The 18,057-nt window shown below is 61.7% G+C and carries 14 protein-coding genes and 1 pseudogene; 9 read left to right on the top strand and 6 right to left on the bottom strand.

The features are described from left to right. Positions 1 to 105: 105 nt before the first annotated feature. Both GIB19_RS24910 and GIB19_RS24915 read right to left on the bottom strand, forming a co-directional pair. Entirely contained in the window at positions 106 to 2,466 is a 2,361-nt protein-coding gene (locus tag GIB19_RS24910) for a hypothetical protein (RefSeq protein ID WP_274888412.1), read from the bottom strand. A gap of 461 nt (positions 2,467 to 2,927) precedes the next feature. Next, positions 2,928 to 3,242 (bottom strand): annotated as a pseudogene (locus GIB19_RS24915) (nicotinamidase); the annotation flags it as partial. A gap of 138 nt (positions 3,243 to 3,380) precedes the next feature. On the opposite strand from GIB19_RS24915, the gene GIB19_RS24920 reads away from it, so the two are divergent. After that, positions 3,381 to 4,091, top strand: a complete 711-nt coding sequence (locus tag GIB19_RS24920) for an NUDIX hydrolase (RefSeq protein ID WP_274888413.1) — start codon at positions 3,381 to 3,383, stop codon at positions 4,089 to 4,091. 26 nt (positions 4,092 to 4,117) lie between these two features. Here the strand turns inward: GIB19_RS24920 and GIB19_RS24925 are convergent, their stop codons facing one another. Together GIB19_RS24925 and GIB19_RS24930 are read right to left on the bottom strand one after the other, a co-directional pair. Next, positions 4,118 to 5,047 (bottom strand): DMT family transporter, encoded by a 930-nt coding sequence (locus GIB19_RS24925; protein WP_274888414.1) that lies wholly within the window; start codon positions 5,045 to 5,047, stop codon positions 4,118 to 4,120. 294 nt (positions 5,048 to 5,341) lie between these two features. Continuing rightward, a complete protein-coding gene (locus GIB19_RS24930; RefSeq protein ID WP_027595361.1) occupies positions 5,342 to 5,935 on the bottom strand; it encodes a helix-turn-helix domain-containing protein in 594 nt (197 codons plus the stop codon). 272 nt (positions 5,936 to 6,207) lie between these two features. Here GIB19_RS24930 and glnT point away from each other — a divergent pair, with 272 nt between their 5' ends. From glnT to GIB19_RS24955, 5 genes are all read left to right on the top strand, one after another. Continuing rightward, positions 6,208 to 7,542: a type III glutamate--ammonia ligase gene (glnT, locus tag GIB19_RS24935; RefSeq protein ID WP_274888415.1), complete on the top strand. Its 1,335-nt coding sequence runs from the start codon at positions 6,208 to 6,210 to the stop codon at positions 7,540 to 7,542. Between the two features lie 65 nt (positions 7,543 to 7,607). Next, entirely contained in the window at positions 7,608 to 8,513 is a 906-nt protein-coding gene (locus tag GIB19_RS24940; RefSeq protein WP_099429050.1) for a class II glutamine amidotransferase, read from the top strand. 27 nt (positions 8,514 to 8,540) lie between these two features. Continuing rightward, entirely contained in the window at positions 8,541 to 9,215 is a 675-nt protein-coding gene (locus GIB19_RS24945) for a GltB/FmdC/FwdC-like GXGXG domain-containing protein (RefSeq protein WP_274888417.1), read from the top strand. A 15-nt stretch (positions 9,216 to 9,230) separates the two neighbouring features. Beyond that, on the top strand, positions 9,231 to 10,556 hold the full coding sequence (locus GIB19_RS24950; protein ID WP_027595365.1) for an FMN-binding glutamate synthase family protein: 1,326 nt from the start codon (positions 9,231 to 9,233) through the stop codon (positions 10,554 to 10,556). Positions 10,557 to 10,703: 147 nt separating this feature from the next. Next, positions 10,704 to 12,005, top strand: coding sequence for an ammonium transporter (locus tag GIB19_RS24955; RefSeq protein WP_099429053.1), 1,302 nt, complete (start codon positions 10,704 to 10,706; stop codon positions 12,003 to 12,005). 124 nt (positions 12,006 to 12,129) lie between these two features. Here the strand turns inward: GIB19_RS24955 and GIB19_RS24960 are convergent, their stop codons facing one another. Then, the gene (locus tag GIB19_RS24960) at positions 12,130 to 13,542 is read right to left on the bottom strand and encodes a purine-cytosine permease family protein (protein ID WP_027595367.1); all 1,413 of its coding nucleotides are present in this window, start codon (positions 13,540 to 13,542) and stop codon (positions 12,130 to 12,132) included. Between the two features lie 412 nt (positions 13,543 to 13,954). Further along, entirely contained in the window at positions 13,955 to 14,407 is a 453-nt protein-coding gene (locus GIB19_RS24965) for an Lrp/AsnC family transcriptional regulator (protein WP_085274335.1), read from the bottom strand. Positions 14,408 to 14,518: 111 nt separating this feature from the next. On the opposite strand from GIB19_RS24965, the gene GIB19_RS24970 reads away from it, so the two are divergent. From GIB19_RS24970 to GIB19_RS24980, 3 genes are all read left to right on the top strand, one after another. Beyond that, complete coding sequence (locus GIB19_RS24970; protein ID WP_265969096.1) at positions 14,519 to 15,133, top strand: LysE family translocator; 615 nt, start codon at positions 14,519 to 14,521, stop codon at positions 15,131 to 15,133. 66 nt (positions 15,134 to 15,199) lie between these two features. Next, a complete protein-coding gene (locus GIB19_RS24975) occupies positions 15,200 to 15,832 on the top strand; it encodes a LysE family translocator (RefSeq protein WP_085274337.1) in 633 nt (210 codons plus the stop codon). Positions 15,833 to 15,919: 87 nt separating this feature from the next. Beyond that, positions 15,920 to 18,055, top strand: coding sequence for a response regulator (locus GIB19_RS24980; RefSeq protein ID WP_274888420.1), 2,136 nt, complete (start codon positions 15,920 to 15,922; stop codon positions 18,053 to 18,055). Positions 18,056 to 18,057 lie beyond the last annotated feature (2 nt).

The raw sequence follows: 18,057 nt of genomic DNA on the forward strand, positions 1-18,057 counted from the left end.
CGCTTCGGGTACACCTGCTGCACCTGTTGCGATAAGGGTTCATCTGGGCCTGAGCTCGGGCCTTAGTGCATCCCGATAGCATGAGCATAGTCAGGGCGCTGAAAGTTAGGCGGCGTCATAGATGAGCTTTTCCATGCGCGATGGGTCGCAATGCTGGCGAGCGGTCGCTAAGTGCTCGTGGAGCAATCCGTCGTTATCGCGCTCAATCTCTGCGACCATGAGGTTGGTAAGATCAGCCCAGTACCTCGCCTTGCCACTTACTGCCGTCGGCGCGGTGGCTTGATTGACTGCGGACTCAAGAGACAGGAGCGTCGTGAGTACCCCGACGCCCACAGCCAAATAAACTTGGCTGGGAGTATTGGGGTTTACGGGCTTGACGCTGTCTCTGCCTTCGGGGTCTACCAGGTGAGATGGGATCTCTTTGATTGCATGGTTCTGCAAGAACATATGCAACTCGGCCATACCCCCAAAGGATGTCGCTTCCAGAAGAAAAGGGCTGTCCTTCATCGCTAGGCAAATCACTCCTCGCTGGAAGATGCGAATCCATCGTGACTGAAAGAAAGCGAGGAGCGACTGAGGAAGATAATGGGCCAGTAGTTGTGGGTCGTACTCCGCGTGACCGAGTGCCTTCGCCATTTCACGGACATCACGGGTTTTTAGGTAGACAGATACCCCGCAAGACGCGCGCAGGCGTGACAGCGACACTCGCTCAATAAAGCTCAAGAGAGCGGTGTCTCGCAGAGGCGTACACGCTTCGAACTGCCGCATAAGGCGTGCAGTCAGGGAGGGTTTCTTGCGCAGTTCCATCGGCGTCCAAGCCTTCTTAGATGATGGCGAAGGATTGGTGAACGATGCGCCGCACGTTAAGAACAGCTTCCTCCAGCGGTCGTCATTCTGCTCACGGAGCCACCGGCGCAGTGGCTCTGTAATTTCGATCACTTGTTTGATCCAATTAGTAGAACGCTCTGTGAGATCAATTTTCATTTCGCTTAGGGCTGCCCCTCTGCGGTCTTTGTAACCGATCAATTGATAGCCGGTGTCGGTGGCTAAGAAGCCGCTGAGATCCCCCTTCGTGTTGTATAGATCTAGGCCATGTAGAAAGAGGGGTGTGATCCTCGGATGTTCAGTTATTAATAAACACTGATGCGGAAAAAATGCGCCTACGGTAGGGATTCCCATTTCGAACGCAAGTTCGACCTTGTTTTTGATCGAGCCATACTGTCGCGCGAAATTGTGTTTATCTGGAATAAGGCCGTACTGTTCAAACGTTGCGCAATGATTCTCGAGCGTTGGAGCTATGTAAGATCTGTCGTTGGAATTTGACTTTTCATCGGGTGCGTCTGAGGATATTTGGCTATGGGGTTTGCCTACTTTAGCGAGTTCTTTGCGCCGGCATGCTCTGCGGTAAAGATCATTCGCTTCGGCTTCAGCCCAAGAGGTGACCGTTGCAATATCCGCGTCTACCTCCTTGAAGAGGAGCTCTATAGCTTGGTCATCCGTTACATGGAGTGGGATTTCAGTGAGAAGTTGGTCTTGGACTTCAATGCCATCGTTATTGGATTTGATTTTTCCGGCTGGCGCGCCAAGTACGTTTCTAGATGGCAAGCGAGGGAGTGGGGTGAAGGGGCGTGCCCAATAGCCAGGGGCAATAAACGCTTGTTCAACATTGCTGAGAAAAGCGTTCCAGTGATCAATCAAGTTTTTTCGTTTGGCCGCAGTGCCCTCGATGAAGTACACCCTCATCCAGGTAGTAAATATTTTTTTGATTTTGAGTGGGTCTTTGAATGACTCTGGTGTCCACTCGTCTTTTGAATCGACAAGGAATCTGAGAAAGCGTTTTAGTTCTGTGCTCGTGGCGTTAGCCCCTTTTGCGATGAAATTCTCCCAGGCTAGGTAAAGCTCTTCTGTAAATTCAGGGCCGAAAGCGTGCCACACATTACCTAGGGAGAGGAAAGCCGTCGCTCCTTTTGCTGATGTTATCTTCCAACCTGACCAGTAGCGCAAGGCAGCTCGATCCAAGTCCGCATAATCATTTTTGGAGATTTCACTCCAAATCAAAGTGCATTGCGAGATGTCGGCAATAATTTCTTCGGGGCTAGGCATTGCCGGGATGCGCTCACGAAGATGGGTTAGCACTTTTGTGATTTTATCCAGCCAAGCCATTCTTGTCTCAAGAGTGCCTGCGACGAAGTTATTGGAATGTAAGGCTCCGGCAAATCCCTGTAAAACCTTCGTGAATAATTTTCTTCTAGATATGGATGTGTAGCTAAGCTGTACGCCAGTCACATCGCAATAGCATTCAAACAATTTTATAGGTGTTTCAAATGCCGGGATCCTTAGATCCTCCGCCTGCGAATACGCTGCCTTCACAAAGCTGGCTGGTAGCGTGCGGTGTGCATATGCAGTCAGGTAGGCAGGAGACGAAATAATCATATCAATGTTTTCTAAGCCTGGTCGGGTGTTCACGTATGAGTCACGGAGCTTGATAAACCCCTGTCCGAGAATGCCTGGAGGCGCCTGGATCGGTCATCGCGCGTACAAGGTTCCCATCCGAGACTGAAATTCGCAGAAGACAGAGGGGAAGTTGCGCGTCGTCACGTTCCGGGCGCAATTGCAATCACGGAACTTCAGGCGTACGTGCTCGATAGCTCGTTTGCCCTACTGAGAGTTCGTCATCGCTTGGTCTTCATGTATAGCTACTGGGCGTATTCGTGGAGAGGAGGTGTGGAAGCATGCGGGCGCTGAGGAGCGGTATGGAGCTTTGGGGAGGTCGTTGGCACCTATTGTCCCCCGTTTGTGCTGCGAGAGGGCTTAAAAAGCTAGTGTTGATGATTGTCAGCATTATTATTTGAGGTTCTGATAGGATTTGATCCATCTACTATAGGCCATACGGTCGATGGTGACAAGATTGTGCATTATGCAATTCACAGCAAGTAGTCGTAATCGATGGGGGCGGGCAGGCCACGCAGCAGTTCGAAGCCCGGTGTGCCTGGCACGCAGTGGCTGACCCAGGTCAGGTCGGCATTGGCCAGCGGCAGGGATTGCAGCATCTGGGCCGGGTCGGCAACCACCCAGGCTGCATTGGCCGGGTGAGCGTCCTTGCTGCCCAAGCGCAAGTCTGCACGCAGGGCCATGGCGTTGAGGTCGGCGGCGATTTCATCGCCCTCGGGCACGGGTAGTTCCTGCGGGGCGTTGGCGGTGAAGCCGTTTTGCGCGTCGACATCGAAACTGGCGATCTTCATGGTGCTCTCCTCGCTGGCATGGTCATATATTCCACCTGGTGCATTAAGTGTGTCAAGCGCTAGCTAATGAAACAAAGCCCCTTGTGCTACTTAACTGCTCTGGTGGATTATTGAGTTACTGAAGCGTGGAGTGTTCCCTTGAGTAGCACTGAAGTCTTGGCCAGCGTCGATATCGTCGCCTTGCGCATGGCCCCTGAAGCCCAGCATCTGCAAGTGTTGTTGCACCGCCGTGAGCGCGAACCGCACGCCGGCCAGTGGGCCTTGCCGGGTGTGATCGTCAACGGCCGTATCCCCGACACCAGCCTGGAAGGCGCGGCCGACCGCGCTTTGCGGGAGAAGGCCCGGGTGGTGCCGTGCTACATGGAGCAGGTGGGCACCGAAGGCAATGCGTTCCGTGACCCGCGTGGCTGGTCGCTGAGCACTTACTACCTAGCCTTGCTCGCCCCTGGGCAGACCGTTGAAGGTGAGCAGCTGGCGTTTGTCGATATGGACAGCGTGCTGGGGCGCAAGGTGCTCTTGCCCTTCGACCACAACTTACTGGTGGAGCGCGCCCGCGAACGGCTGGCGGCGAAGACTGTGTATAGCAGCTTGCCGCTGTACCTGCTGGCCGAGAAGTTCACCGTGCTCGATGCCTTGGCGGCGGTGCAGGCGTGCCTGGGGCAATCAGTGAACAACACCTCGCTGCGCAAACGCCTGGAGCGCTTGCGCGAGCTGGGGTGGGTGAGGGATACCGGGGAGAAGAACCAGCCTAAGCTGGGTAGGCCGCAGCAGTTGTTTCAGTACACGCCGCAGGGGGAGCGGCCGTTCATGTTTGACCGCAGTTTGTTGCCGGAAGGGGGGCTGTCTTAACTGCGGGCAGGCTACTGTCGCAGGAGCTAGTGCGCGCAGCGGCTGGTATCACCGTGCTCCGCCGGCGCCTTGCGCGCCGCTGCCAGCAACGTAGCCAACACGATCAACGCCGCCCCCGCCGCCATGCGCACACTCGGTTGCTCGCCAAACAACCACCACGCCCCAAGAATCGCATACACCGGCTCCAGCGCGATGATCATGCCGGCGGTACGCGCTTCAAGGCCTTCCAGGCTCTTGACGAACAGGAACTGCGACAGCCCGGTGCAGAACACGCCCAGCAGCGCCAGGTTGACCCAGTCATGGCTACCCAGGCTGGTGCTGCCCAAGTGGGTGAAGGCGAACGGTGCCACCAGCGCGGCCACGACCACGTTCTGCCAGAACGCCACCTGCATCGCGTTCATGCTCGATGCGCGGCGGCGGTTGGCGACCGTCAGCAAGGCGAAGGCAAGGCCAGACCCCAAACCCCACAGCAGGCCGACAGTGCCTTTGTCGAGCAGGTCGAAGGTGGGCACGACCAGCACCAGGCCTGCCGTCACCATCAGCAATAACAAACCTTGGGTGGCGCCAATGCGTTGGCCGAACACACCGCGCTCGATCATGGCGATAAAGGCGGGGAAGCTGGCAAAGCCCAGAGTCGCCACGGCCACCCCACCGACCTTGACGGCAATGAAGAAGGTCACCCAGTGGGCAGCCAGCAGCGCGCCGGTCAGGCCGAGGATTGGCAGGTTGCGCAAGGTCAGGGCGTCGAGCAAGCGGGTGCCCTTGAGCCCGGCGACGAAGCCCAGGGCAATGAAGGCAAAGGTGGCGCGGCCGAAGGTGATGATGCTGGCGTCGGCTTCGATCAAGTGGCCCAAGATGCCGGTCAGGCCGAACAGGACGGCGGCGATGTGGGCAACGAGCAGCGCGTTGCGGTGGCCGGTGGAGGCACCGGCTACGGGGAGGGAGGTAGCGATCATGGCAGTCAAATTCTTCACAATGTGCGCGCGCAAGCACTCCCGGCCGACGCGTCGCGGGTCTTCAAAACTGGGAGTTTTATCGTTATGAGCCCGGACGAATTGCCCGGTGCAAAAAGGCGCCACAGCGTTGGAATTGTGAAGCGAGGCTGTTTACTCGCAATTACCGCGTCTGCCAGCCCACGGCGCGGGGCTGGCTGATGCGTGTATTATTTTTGTATACAGGGTTGCGAGGCCGGTCGCGGGCGACGTCTGGTTGTCTGATCGCGACATTGATCGTTGTCGCGCCGCGCCGCCTTACTCTTCGCCGTAGTTCATGATCGACAGCAGGCGGATGGGCACCTGCACGAGCTGCTCCGGCCCGTGCGGGGTTTCGCCATCGAAGGTCAGGCTGTCACCCGCGTGCATGTGATAGAGCTGGTTGCCGTGGCGGTACACCAGTTCACCCTCCAGCAAATGCAGAAACTCCGTGCCTGGGTGGGCGAAGGTCGGGAACTCTTCGCTGGCGTCATCCATGCTCACCATGTAGGCCTCGAAGTGCTTCTTCGGGCCCCTGGCGTGATTGAGCAAATGATAGGTGTGGCCCTTTTCCGTGCCCCGGCGCACCACTTCCAGCCCTTCACCGGCCTTCACCAGCAGTGCATTGCCGTCAGGTTGGTCGTACTGGCTGAACAGCTTCGCCATCGGCATACCCAGCACATCGCACAGGCGGCTGAGGGTATCGAGGCTGGTGGACACCTGGGCGTTCTCGATTTTGCTCAGCATCCCTTGGCTGATACCGGCGATGCGCGCCACATCGGCGAGTTTGAGGGACTGGGCCTGGCGCTGGCGCTTGATCTGCAAGCCCAGGTACTGCTCCAGGCGAAGGCGCGGTTGGGTTTCGGTCGGCATTTAATGTCCTGCACGGTTTCAGTTCAAGAATAAAGATTTCGCACTGAGAAAGTGCGAAATGCTGCTGCGGTGGCAGTCGTTTTCCTCAGGTGAAAACAAGTTTCCCATATCTACAACGGAATTTCCTGGGTAATGGCGGCTGGCCTCTTCGCGCCGGACCGCCGCGAAAAGGCCGGTGGAGGTAAACCTGGCAAGCGCTTTGCATTCCTGTGGTGAAAGGAAGTTTCCCATGCGGAATTACAAGCAGCCCCTTACCCAGGAGTGTTCAACCCATGTTGCCAGCAGAAACCCAGCGCACCCTCGATCAGCACGGCATCAAGTATGTGCTGGCGCAGTTTGTCGACATCCATGGCTCGGCAAAGACCAAATCGGTGCCGGTCTCGGGCCTCAAGATGGTGGCCGAGGAGGGCGCCGGTTTTGCCGGGTTCGCCATCTGCGGCATGGGCATGGAGCCACACGGCCCGGACTTCATGGCCCGGGGTGACCTGGCCACGTTGATCCCGGTCCCCTGGCAGCCCGGCTATGGCCGGGTGGTGTGCGTCGGCCATGTCAACGGCCAGCCCTGGCCTTATGACAGCCGCTACGTTCTGCAGCAGCAGGTGCAGCGCCTGGCCGACAAGGGCTGGACGCTGAACACCGGGCTTGAGCCCGAGTTCAGCCTGTTCCGCCGTGACGAAGGCGGCAAGCTGCAATTGGTGGATGCCTCCGACAACCTCGACAAGCCGTGCTACGACTACAAGGGCCTGTCGCGTTCGCGGCTGTTTCTGGAGCGCCTGACCGAAGCCTTGCAACCCGTGGGCTTCGACATCTACCAGATCGACCACGAAGACGCCAACGGCCAGTTCGAGATCAACTACACCTACAGCGACGCCATGGAGTCGGCCGACCGCTTCACGTTCTTCCGCATGGCGGCCGGCGAAATCGCCAACGACCTGGGGATGATCTGCTCGTTCATGCCCAAGCCCGACCCCAAGCGCGCGGGCAATGGCATGCACTTCCACCTATCGCTGGCCAGCAGCGCCAACAAGAATCTGTTCCATGACGCCAGCGACAGCAGCGGCATGGGCCTGTCGAAGCTGGCGTACCACTTCGCCGCTGGCCTGATGGCCCACGGCCCGGCGCTGTGTGCCTTCGCGGCGCCAACCGTCAACTCCTACAAACGCCTGGTGGTTGGCCGCTCGCTGTCCGGCTCGACCTGGGCCCCAGCCTTCGTCGTCTGGGGCGCCAACAACCGCTCGGCGATGGTCCGCATCCCCTACGGGCGCCTTGAGTTCCGCCTGCCGGACGCGGGCTGCAACCCGTACCTGGTCACTGCCGCGATCATCGCTGCTGGCCTGGATGGTATCGACCGCCAGCTCGACCCAGGCGAGATGTGCAACGAGAACCTCTACACCCTGAGCCTCGAAGAAATCGCCGCACGCGGTATCAAGACCCTGCCGCAATCGCTCAAGGAAGCCGCCGACGCGCTCGAGGCCGACCCCCTGTTTCGCGAGGTGCTCGGCGCCGAGATCGTCGACGAGTTCATCAAGCTCAAGCGCATGGAGTGGGTGGAGTACTGCCGCCACGTCTCCGACTGGGAAATCCAGCGCTACACCGAGTTTTTCTGACCGCCCCCATCCCTTGGGCGGCCCTCAAAACAGCGGTCGCCCACTGCCTAGTAAGGAGCATCACCATGTGTGGAATCGTAGGTCTGTACCTGAAGAAGCCTGAGCTGGAAGCCCAGCTCGGCAAGCTCTTCGAACCCATGCTGCACGCCATGACCGACCGTGGCCCTGACAGCGCTGGCTTTGCCATTTACGGCGATGAAGTGGCCGACGGCTGGGTAAAACTGACGTTGCAGGCCCTTGATGCGGGCTATTCGTGGGCCAGCTTGATGGGGCAACTGGAAGGGCGCTTGGGCTGCTCGCTGGACTGGTTTCAGAACGCCAGCGCCGCCGTGCTCAAGGTGCACACCACGGAAGCCGCCGCCCGTGCTGCATTGGCCGAGCTGGCTCCTGAAGTGCGCATCATGAGCGCCGGGCAGAGCATCGAAATCCTTAAGGGCATGGGCCTGCCGGCTGAGATTTCCAGCCGCTTCGGCCTGGCCGGCATGAAGGGCAGCCACATCATCGGCCACACCCGCATGGCCACCGAAAGCGCGGTGACCCTGGAGGGCAGCCACCCGTTCTCCACCGGCGCCGACCTGTGCCTGGTGCACAACGGGTCGCTATCCAACCACTTCCGCCTACGCCAGGAACTCAAGCGTGAAGGCATCAGCTTCGAGACCGACAACGACACCGAAGTGGCTGCCGGCTACCTGACCTGGCGCCTGCAGCAGGGCGACACCCTGGCCAAGGCTTTGGACGGGGCACTGCAAGACCTGGACGGGTTCTTCACCTTTGCCATTGGCACCCGCAACGGCTTCGCGGTGATTCGCGACCCGATCGCCTGCAAGCCAGCGGTGCTGGCCGAAACCGACGACTACGTGGCCATGGCCTCCGAATACCAGGCCCTGGCCAGCCTGCCCGGTATTGAAAACGCCAAGGTCTGGGAGCCGGCGCCGGCCACCCTGTACGTCTGGGAGCGCGAAAGCGCCTGACCTGCCACCGAATCTCTGGAGAACCTTATGAAGACGATCGACCTTTCCAGCACTTCGGTGCGTGTCCTTAACCAGTCCCTGCACGGTGAGGTGCAAGACCGTGAGTGGCGCGTGACGCGCCCCGACGGCAAACACAACCTGGCTGTCGGCATCAACGAAGACGTTTCGGTAGAGATCGACGGCCATGCCGGCTACTACTGCGCCGGCATGAACCAGAAAGCCAACATTACGGTGCACGGCAATGTGGGTGTGGGCGTGGCGGAAAACATGATGTCCGGCTCGGTGCGGGTCAAGGGCAGTGCCTCCCAGGCCGCCGGTGCAACCGCCCACGGCGGGTTGCTGGTGATCGAGGGCGACGCCGGTGCCCGTTGCGGTATTTCCATGAAGGGCGTCGACATCGTGGTCGGCGGCAGCATTGGCCACATGAGCTGCTTCATGGGCCAGGCCGGGCGTTTGGTGGTGTGCGGCGACGCCGGCGATGCTCTGGGCGACTCGCTGTACGAGGTGCGCATCTACGTCAAGGGCACGGTCCAGTCGCTGGGTTCGGACTGTATCGAGAAAGAGATGCGCGCCGAGCACCTGCAAGAGCTTCAAGCGCTGCTGAAGGACGCGGGCCTCGACCATAAAGCCGCCGATTTCAAACGGTATGGCTCGGCCCGTCAGCTGTACAACTTCAAAGTCGACAACGCCTCCGCGTACTGATCCAGGAGCAAACCCATGAGCGAGCAATTCCCCCCGGTACTGCGTGAGTCGGCCACCTTCGATCGCCTGACCATCCAGGAAATCCAGCGTGCCGCCGAAACCGGCATCTATGACATCCGCGGCGGTGGCACCAAGCGCCGTGTGCCGCACTTCGATGACCTGCTGCTGCTCGGCGCCAGCGTGTCGCGCTACCCGCTGGAAGGCTACCGCGAGAAATGCGGCACCGACGTGGTGCTGGGCACCCGCTTTGCCAAGAAGCCGATCCACCTGAAAATCCCGGTGACCATTGCCGGCATGAGCTTCGGCGCGCTGTCGGCCAACGCCAAGGAAGCCCTGGGCCGTGGTGCGACCATCGCCGGCACCAGCACCACCACCGGTGACGGTGGCATGACCCCGGAAGAGCGGGGCCAGTCGCAGCACCTGGTGTACCAGTACCTGCCGTCGCGCTACGGCATGAACCCGGACGACCTGCGCAAGGCCGACGCCATCGAGATCGTCCTTGGCCAGGGCGCCAAGCCGGGCGGTGGCGGCATGCTGCTGGGCATGAAAGTGACCGAGCGCGTGGCCGGGATGCGCACCTTGCCGATCGGTGTCGACCAGCGCAGCGCCTGCCGCCACCCGGACTGGACCGGCCCGGATGACCTGGCGATCAAGATTGCCGAGCTGCGCGAGATCACCGATTGGGAAAAACCCATCTACGTGAAAATCGGTGCCAGCCGCCCGTACTACGACGTCAAGCTGGCGGTGAAAGCCGGCGCTGACGTGATCGTGCTCGATGGCATGCAAGGCGGTACTGCCGCGACCCAGGAAGTGTTCATCGAGCACGTCGGCATTCCGATCCTGCCGGCCATCCCGCAGGCCGTGCAGGCGCTGCAGGAGATGGGCATGCACCGCAAGGTGCAGTTGATTGTCTCGGGTGGCATCCGCAACGGCGCCGATGTGGCCAAGGCCATGGCCCTGGGCGCTGACGCGGTAGCCATCGGCACCGCCGCGCTGATCGCCCTGGGCGACAACCACCCGCGCCTGGATGCGCAGTTGAAGGCACTTGGCTCGGCCGCCGGTTTCTACGATGACTGGCAGAACGGCCGCGACCCAGCCGGTATCACCACCCAGGATCCGGAACTGGCCAAGCGCCTGAACCCGGAAGAGGCCGGCAGGCGCCTGGCCAACTACCTGCGCGTGCTGGTGCTGGAGGCGCAGACCATGGCCCGTGCCTGCGGCAAGTCGCACCTGCACAACCTTGACCCTGAGGACCTGGTGGCGCTGACCGTCGAGGCGGCTGCCATGGCCCGGGTGCCCCTGGCCGGTACTGCCTGGGTACCAGGCCAGGCTCAGTACTGATTCAACTTTCTGGGGCCGCTTTGCGGCCCTTTCGCGACACAAGGCCGCTCCTACAGATGATCGCGATCCGTTGTAGGAGCGGCCTTGTGTCGCGAAAGGGCTGCGAAGCAGCCCCCGATGCATCCCCATTCGCACAGGAGTGACTCCATGAAGCTTGCCCTTGCTGTTGTGCTGTTGGCATTGACGCCGTTGGCCCACGCCGCCGAGCCCACCCTGGACACCGGCAACACCGCCTGGATGATCTGCGCGGCGATGTTCGTGCTGATGATGTGCATCCCGGGCCTCGCGCTGTTCTACGGCGGCATGGTGCGGGCCAAGAACTTTCTCTCGGTGTTCACCCAGCTGTTCGCCGTGGCCGGGCTCATCGGCATCCTCTGGGTGCTGTTCGGCTACAGCCTGGTGGTGGATACCCGCGGTATGGTTGAAGGCCAACTGACCTTCAACAGTTTTATCGGCGGCCTGGACAAGGCGCTGATGCTGAACATCGGCCATGACAGCCTGGTAGGGACCATCCCGGAAGGTGTCTTCGCGGTATTTCAGCTGACCTTCGCGATCATCACGCCTGCGCTGATTGCCGGCGGCTTTGCCGAACGCATGAAATTCAGTGCCTCGTTGTTGTTCATGGGCGCCTGGTTCGTCCTGGTGTACGCACCGATTGCCCATATGGTCTGGGGCGGGCCAGGGGCATTGATGGTCAACTGGGGCGTGCTGGACTTTGCCGGCGGCACCGCAGTGCACATCAACTCCGGTGTGGCGGCGCTGGCTGCAGCGTTGATGCTAGGCAAGCGCAAGGGCTACCCACAGCTGGCCATGCCGCCGCACAACCTCGGCTTCACCCTGGTAGGTGCCGGTTTGCTGTGGGTGGGCTGGTTTGGGTTCAACGTGGGCTCGGGGCTTGCGGCCAACGAAGGGGCAGGGGTGGTGATGCTGGCGACCATGGTGGCTGCCTGCGCAGGGATTGTCGGTTGGTTGATTACCGAAAAGCTCATGCATGGGCGGCCCACTGCACTGGGGGCGGCCTCAGGTGCGTTGGCCGGGTTGGTTGGCATCACGCCGGCGTGCGCCTTTGTCGGGCCGTTGGGGGCGCTGGTGATCGGCTTGCTGACGGGGGCTATCTGCTTCTTCGCGGTGACCCGGCTGAAGCAGGCATTGGGGTATGACGACAGCCTCGACGTGTTCGGCCTGCATGGCGTGGGCGGGATGGTTGGCGCGCTATTGACCGGGGTGTTTGCCGCGCCGTCGTTGGGCGGCTATGTGGAAGGCATTACGCCCCTTGGGCAAGCACTGGTGCAACTGAAAGGCGTGGCCTTTACCTTTGTTTATTGCTTTGTGGTGAGCTGGGCGATTCTGGGCGCCATCAAGCTGACTGTCGGGCTGCGGGCCAGCCGGGAGGAGGAAGAGCAGGGGCTGGACCTGGCGGAGCACAATGAGCGGGCTTATAACCTCTGACTACAAGGTGTCTGTACCGGCCTCTTCGCGGGCAAGCCCGCTCCCACAGCAGTACCACATTGCCCGAATCTGTGGTCCCCCTGTGGGAGCGGGCTTGCCCGCGAACAGGCCAGTACAGGATGAATCAGTGCCCCATGGCCAGCTTGGCACTCACTTGCCGGCGACGATAGGCACTGTCACGGCTAGCCAGCCACCAGTACAACGGCGAGGTAATCGCCAGCCCCACCAGCCACGACAGGTCTGCCCCGTTGATGTGCTCCGAAACCGGCCCGACATACAGCGGCGTGTTCATGAACGGGATCTGCACCACGATGCCCACGGCGTAGGCCACCAGCGCCTGCGGGTTGTAACGCCCGTAGATACCGCCATCGACCTTGAAGATCGACTGGATGTCGTAGTCACCCTTGTGAATGGCATAGAAGTCGATCAGGTTGATCGCCGTCCATGGCACCAGCACCACCAGCAGCACCAGCACCATGTCGACGAAGTGGCCGATGAAGTCCTTCGATGCGCACACGGCCACCACACTGCAAGCCGCCAGCACGATCAGCGACAGTACCGCACGGCTTTTGGCGGTGGGGATCCAGCGGTAGGCGAAGGTCTGGATCAGGGTAATGATCGACAGCACCGCGCCATACAGGTTGAGGGCGTTGTGGCTGATCACGCTGAGCAGGAACAGCACCAGCATGATCGGGCCCAGGGTGCCGGTGGCGAGTTTCACCGCGTCCATGGTGTCCATGCCGGCCGGGATCGCCAGCACCGCGACCGCGCCGAAGATGAACGACAGGCTCGAGCCCAGCACAGAGCCCAGGTAAGTGGTCCAGAAGGTCGAACTGACCTTGACGTCGGCCGGCAGGTAGCGCGAATAGTCCGACACATACGGGGCAAAGGCGATCTGCCACAACGCTGCCAGCGACACCGTGGCCAGCCAGCCGGCCAGGTTGAAACCACCGCGGGTGAGGAAGTCGTCACTTTGCACGTGGGTGAAGATATAGCCGAAGCCGACCACGATACCGATGCCCAGCACCCAGGTGCCGATGCGGTTGAGCACATGGATGAAGCGGTAACCGATGATGCCGATGATGCCCGACCCCAGTGCGCCAATGACGATACCCACCGGTACCGGCACGGCTTCGACCACGCCATGCAGCGACTTGCCCGCGAGGACGATGTTGGAGGCGAAGAACCCGATGTACATGACCCCAGCGATCACCACCACCAGCAGCGCGCCAAGCGTGCCGAACTGGGCGCGGCTCTGGATCATCTGCGGGATCCCCATCTGCGGGCCCTGGGCCGAGTGCAGCGCCATCAGCACCCCGCCGACCAGGTGGCCGACCAGGATGGCGACGATGCCCCACACCAGGTTCAGGTGAAACAGCTGCACGCCCAGCGCGCCGGTGACGATGGGCAGGGGCGCGATATTGCCCCCGAACCACAGTGTGAACAGATCCCTTACCTTTCCATGGCGGTCTTGCGGGGGCACGTAGCCGATCGTGTGTTTTTCTATGAGGGGTGCCGAGTTGGCTGCACTGGTCATGACTGACTCCAAGGCAAGGTAGGGCATGGGGTACTGCCCGGGTGCGTGCCGGCGAAGGGCGACGCGTTCTTGTTGGAGGGATGATGGGGGGTGCGGGGATAACGAGAAATTAGTAAATATGTGCCCATAAACCTTAAAAAACCTAAGGCTGACAAAAGGTTAAGGGACGAGTGGTAGCAAGGAGCGGGCCATACGGCTGGAAGGCCTGGGCCTGGGGGGTTGGCGCCCTCCGGGTGAATGGGCCGGGAACCGGGCTGGTGCGGGGTGCGCGTTTTCAGTGCAGATAAATAGTCCGCCTGTGCCGGCCCTTTCGCGGGCAAGCCCGCTCCCACAGGAGGACCACGTGCTCAAGATCGGTGGGGTCCTGTGGGAGCGGGCTTGCCCGCGAAGAGGCCAGAGCAGGCCTGCACAGCTACATCGGCAACAGCCGGTCCTGGATCACTTCCTTCATCACCAACGTCGAACTCAACCGCTTCACGTTGGGAATGCTGGTCAGGTGTTCGTCATACAGCTTCTGAAACGCTGGCAGGTCTTTGGCCACCACGTGCAGCAGGTAGTCCGGGTCGCCGAACAGCCGCTGCGCCTCGACGATCTGGGGGATTTCGGCCAACGCTGCCTCGAAGTCCGCCACCGGCTGGCGCGTCACCTCGCGCAGGGTGACGAACACCAGCGCGGCGAAGTTCAGCCCCAGTGCAGCCGGCGCCAGGCGCGCGTGGTAGCCCAGGATGGCGCCCGATTCCTCCAGCGCCTTCAGCCGGCGATGGCAGGGCGATAGGCTCAGGCCCACGCGATCCGCCAATTCGGTCACCGACAAGCGACCATCTTTTTGCAGCTCGGCAAGGATTTTTCGATCAGTTCTGTCCATGGAGAAGAATCTTCCAGCTTATGTGCGATGACGGGGAATATACGAAAGAAAATGCCCCGAAGGAATCCGTAATCTTTCTGCATACCAAGCCAAGACATAAGGAAGATTCAAGTGGCAATCAGTGTGCTGACGGCGTTTTGGGCCGTGTCGTTGCTGTTCGTGATTACCCCTGGTGCCGACTGGGCCTACGCCATCTCGGCGGGTATGCGTGGCCGCTGGGTGATGCCTGCGGTGGCGGGCATGTTGTCGGGCCACTTCCTTGCGACGCTGGTGGTGGCGGCCGGCGTGGGCAGCCTGTTGGCGGGGCACCCGTTGGCGTTGATGTTGCTGACCTTGGCGGGTTGTACCTACCTGCTGTGGCTGGGCGGCAACCTGCTGCTCAGCCCGGCGGTGCCGGAAGCCGGGCAGGGCGGTGTTGGCGATAGCGGTTCACGCTGGGCCTTCAAAGGCTTTTGCGTGAGCGGGCTCAACCCCAAGGTGTTTCTGCTGTTCCTGGCCTTGCTGCCGCAATTCACCGACCCGCAGTCAAGCTGGCCGGTGCCGGTGCAGATCCTGCTGCTGGGGCTGGTGCACCTGTGCAGCTCGCTGGTGATCTATTCGCTGGTGGGGTACGGCGCCAAGGCCGTCTTGAGCACCCGGCCAGGGGCGGCGAAGATGGTCGGGCGCGTGTCGGGCGTGGCGATGATCGCCGTGGCCTTGGGGCTGATTGCCGGGCAGTTGGGCTGACGCTACCGGCGCTGACGCCGCTCGGATACACTCGCCGCTACTTTTCGCACAACCAGGATGTGCCCCATGCCCGACACCGCCCAACTGCTGACCTTCGCGCTGATCTGCCTGGGCATGGTGCTGACGCCCGGCCCGAACATGATCTACCTGATTTCCCGGTCGATCTGCCAGGGCCGAAAGGCGGGGTTGATTTCCCTCGGTGGTGTGGCCTTGGGCTTCGTCATCTATATGCTCTGCGCTGCACTGGGCATCAGCGCGCTGGTCATGGCGGTGCCGTTTGCCTACGACGTGCTGCGCATCGGTGGCGCACTGTACCTGTTGTACCTGGCCTGGCAGGCGCTTCGGCCTGGCGGCAACTCGCCATTCCAGGTCCGCGACCTGCCAGCGGACAGCCCGCGGCGGCTGTTCACCATGGGCTTTGCCACCAGCCTGCTGAACCCCAAGATCGCCGTCATGTACCTGTCGTTGATGCCGCAGTTCATCGAGCCCGGTCACGGCAGCGTGTTGGTGCAGTCGCTGGTGCTCGGGTCTACGCAAATCGCCATCAGCGTTTCGGTCAATGCCTTGATCGCGGTGATGGCCGGCTCCATCGCCGTGTTCTTAGGCGGGCGGCCCCTGTGGCAGCGCGTTCAGCGCTGGTTGATGGGCACCGTGCTGGCTGGCCTGGCCTTGCGCATGCTGGCTGAAGGGCGCCGTTGAAAAACGTCTGAAAGCAAGGGAACGAACGGGTACTTGCAGGCCTCCTATCCATCAGATGGATGGCAATGTGCCCGGGACTTCCCTGACATGAGATCGCTTCAACAACCCCCCACCGACGCGGGCAACCCACCGTTGGGCTTTCTGCTCAACGGCGGTAGCGTCGGCAGCCTGCTCCAGTCGATGGACTGGCGCGGCTCGCCGGTGGGCCCCCCCCACACCTGGTCGCCGCACCTGCAGACGGTCATGGGCACGCTGCTGCCGGCGCAAGCGCAGTGCGTGCTGTTCTGGGGGCCGGCCTACGTGGCGCTGTACAACGATGCCTATGCACCGAGCATTGGCACCAAGCACCCGCAGGCATTGGGGCGGCCGGCCCAGGAAAACTGGAGCGAGCTGTGGGACGACCTGGAGCCGTTGCTGCGCGGTGTGCGCGAGAGCGGCCAGACCTTCTCGGCCAAGGATCGCCCTTTCTACATCGAGCGCCACGGCGTGGGTGAAACGGCCTATTTCGATGTGTCCTATTCCGCCGTGCGCGAGGCTGACGGCAGCGTTGGCGGCGTGCTGTGCCTGGTGACCGAGACTACCGAGCGTGTACGCTTCCAGCAGCGCCAGGCCTTTTTGCTGGAACTGGGCCGTGCATTACCCGCGCTGGGTGATGCAGAGCGGATCGAAGCGTTCGCGGTAAGTCGGCTGGCACGGCGACTCGGCGCGGCACGGGTCTATTTTGGTGAAGACCAAGGCGACGGCAGCAACTTCCAGGTAGCACATGACTGGTCCGAGGGCTTGCCCTCGTTCGTCGGCCAGCATGCCTACGCGAGCTTCGGTGCTTCGTTGCGCGAGCAACTGGCAGCGGGGCAGGTGGTGCAGCAGCCTCACAGCCTGCATGTGCCGGTCCTGCGCGCTGGCCGCCTGGAGACTACCCTGAGTGTGCATTTCCATACCCCGCACCTGTGCCCTGAAGACGAATGCCAGCTGGTGGAAGAGAGCGCCAAGCAAGCGTGGGCGGCGATTACCCATGCCAGGGCCGAGCGCGCGCTGCACCTGCTCAACGAAAGCCTGGAGGAGCGCGTGGTGTCGGCCCTGGCTCAGCGCGAATCCGCGATGCTGCAGCTGCACGAAGCCCACAAGCTGGAAATGATCGGGCAATTGACCGGCGGCATCGCCCATGACCTCAACAACATGCTCACGCCGATCATTGCCTCGTTCGAGTTGATGCGCCGCAACCCACAGTCCGAGCGTGCCCCCAGGCTGATCGACGGCGGCCTGCAGGCTGCCGAGCGGGCGCGCAACCTGGTCGGTCGGCTGCTCAGTTTCGCCCGCCGGCAAACCCTCAAACCCCAAGCCGTATCTCTGGCGGCGCTGGTGGAAGACATGCGTGAGCTGATCGCCCGTTCGCTGGGGCCGACCATTACCGTGCATGTGCAGGTCGACCCGGCGCTACCGGCCGTGGTGGCCGACCCTCATCAACTGGAGCTGGCCTTGCTCAACCTGGTGGTCAATGGCCGTGACGCCATGGCTGACGGCGGCGAGTTGAGTATCATCGCCGGTATCGATGCAAACGGCCCGCCGAGGCCGGATGGTGTGGCCGCGGCGCGGCTGGCCTGGCTACAGGTGCGCGACAGTGGCTGTGGGATGGACGCTGAACAACTGCGCCGCTGCTTCGAGCCCTTCTACTCGACCAAGGCAGTGGGCAAAGGCACCGGCCTAGGCCTGCCGATGGTGCAGGGCTTGGCCGTGCAGTCGGGCGGTGGCTTGACCCTTCGGTCGTGGCCAGGTGAGGGCACCGAGGCGACCTTGTGGCTGCCGACCAGCGATGTGGCGGCAAGCTGCCGCGACAGCGATACAGCCGAAGCGCCATTGGCCGGCCGGAAGAACCACGTGCTGTTGGTCGATGACGAAGCGATCGTACGCCATGCCACAGCGCTGCAACTGCGCGACCTCGGCTACGAAGTGATCGAGGCCGACAGTGCGGCAGCGGCCTTGCAGTTGGTAGAGCGGGGGCTAGTGCCGGATGTGCTGGTGACCGACCATGTGATGGCCGAGATGACCGGCGTGCGCTTCGCCCAGCAGATGCGCCAGCGCCAGGCCAACCTGCCGGTGCTGATCATTACCGGCTACGCCAACCTGACACCGCGCGAACTCAAAGGCTTCGAAGTGCTGCGCAAGCCGTACCGGCGTGCCGAGCTGGCACAGAGTGTGGCGCGGTTACTGGCCGCGCATCGGTAGCC

Source organism: Pseudomonas sp. ITEM 17296, assembly GCF_028895205.1.
GTDB classification, from domain to species: domain Bacteria; phylum Pseudomonadota; class Gammaproteobacteria; order Pseudomonadales; family Pseudomonadaceae; genus Aquipseudomonas; species Aquipseudomonas kermanshahensis.

Bases quoted from the DNA above. Each gene is read 5' to 3' on its own strand.
- GIB19_RS24965 (WP_085274335.1), bottom strand. From the start codon at position 14,407: ATGGACAGAACTGATCGAAAAATCCTTGCCGAGCTGCAAAAAGATGGT.
- GIB19_RS24980 (WP_274888420.1), top strand. From the start codon at position 15,920: ATGAGATCGCTTCAACAACCCCCCACCGACGCGGGCAACCCACCGTTG.
- GIB19_RS24945 (WP_274888417.1), top strand. From the start codon at position 8,541: ATGAAGACGATCGACCTTTCCAGCACTTCGGTGCGTGTCCTTAACCAG.
- GIB19_RS24960 (WP_027595367.1), bottom strand. From the start codon at position 13,542: ATGACCAGTGCAGCCAACTCGGCACCCCTCATAGAAAAACACACGATC.
- GIB19_RS24930 (WP_027595361.1), bottom strand. From the start codon at position 5,935: ATGCCGACCGAAACCCAACCGCGCCTTCGCCTGGAGCAGTACCTGGGC.
- GIB19_RS24950 (WP_027595365.1), top strand. From the start codon at position 9,231: ATGAGCGAGCAATTCCCCCCGGTACTGCGTGAGTCGGCCACCTTCGAT.
- GIB19_RS24940 (WP_099429050.1), top strand. From the start codon at position 7,608: ATGTGTGGAATCGTAGGTCTGTACCTGAAGAAGCCTGAGCTGGAAGCC.
- GIB19_RS24975 (WP_085274337.1), top strand. From the start codon at position 15,200: ATGCCCGACACCGCCCAACTGCTGACCTTCGCGCTGATCTGCCTGGGC.
- GIB19_RS24925 (WP_274888414.1), bottom strand. From the start codon at position 5,047: ATGATCGCTACCTCCCTCCCCGTAGCCGGTGCCTCCACCGGCCACCGC.
- GIB19_RS24955 (WP_099429053.1), top strand. From the start codon at position 10,704: ATGAAGCTTGCCCTTGCTGTTGTGCTGTTGGCATTGACGCCGTTGGCC.
- glnT (WP_274888415.1), top strand. From the start codon at position 6,208: ATGTTGCCAGCAGAAACCCAGCGCACCCTCGATCAGCACGGCATCAAG.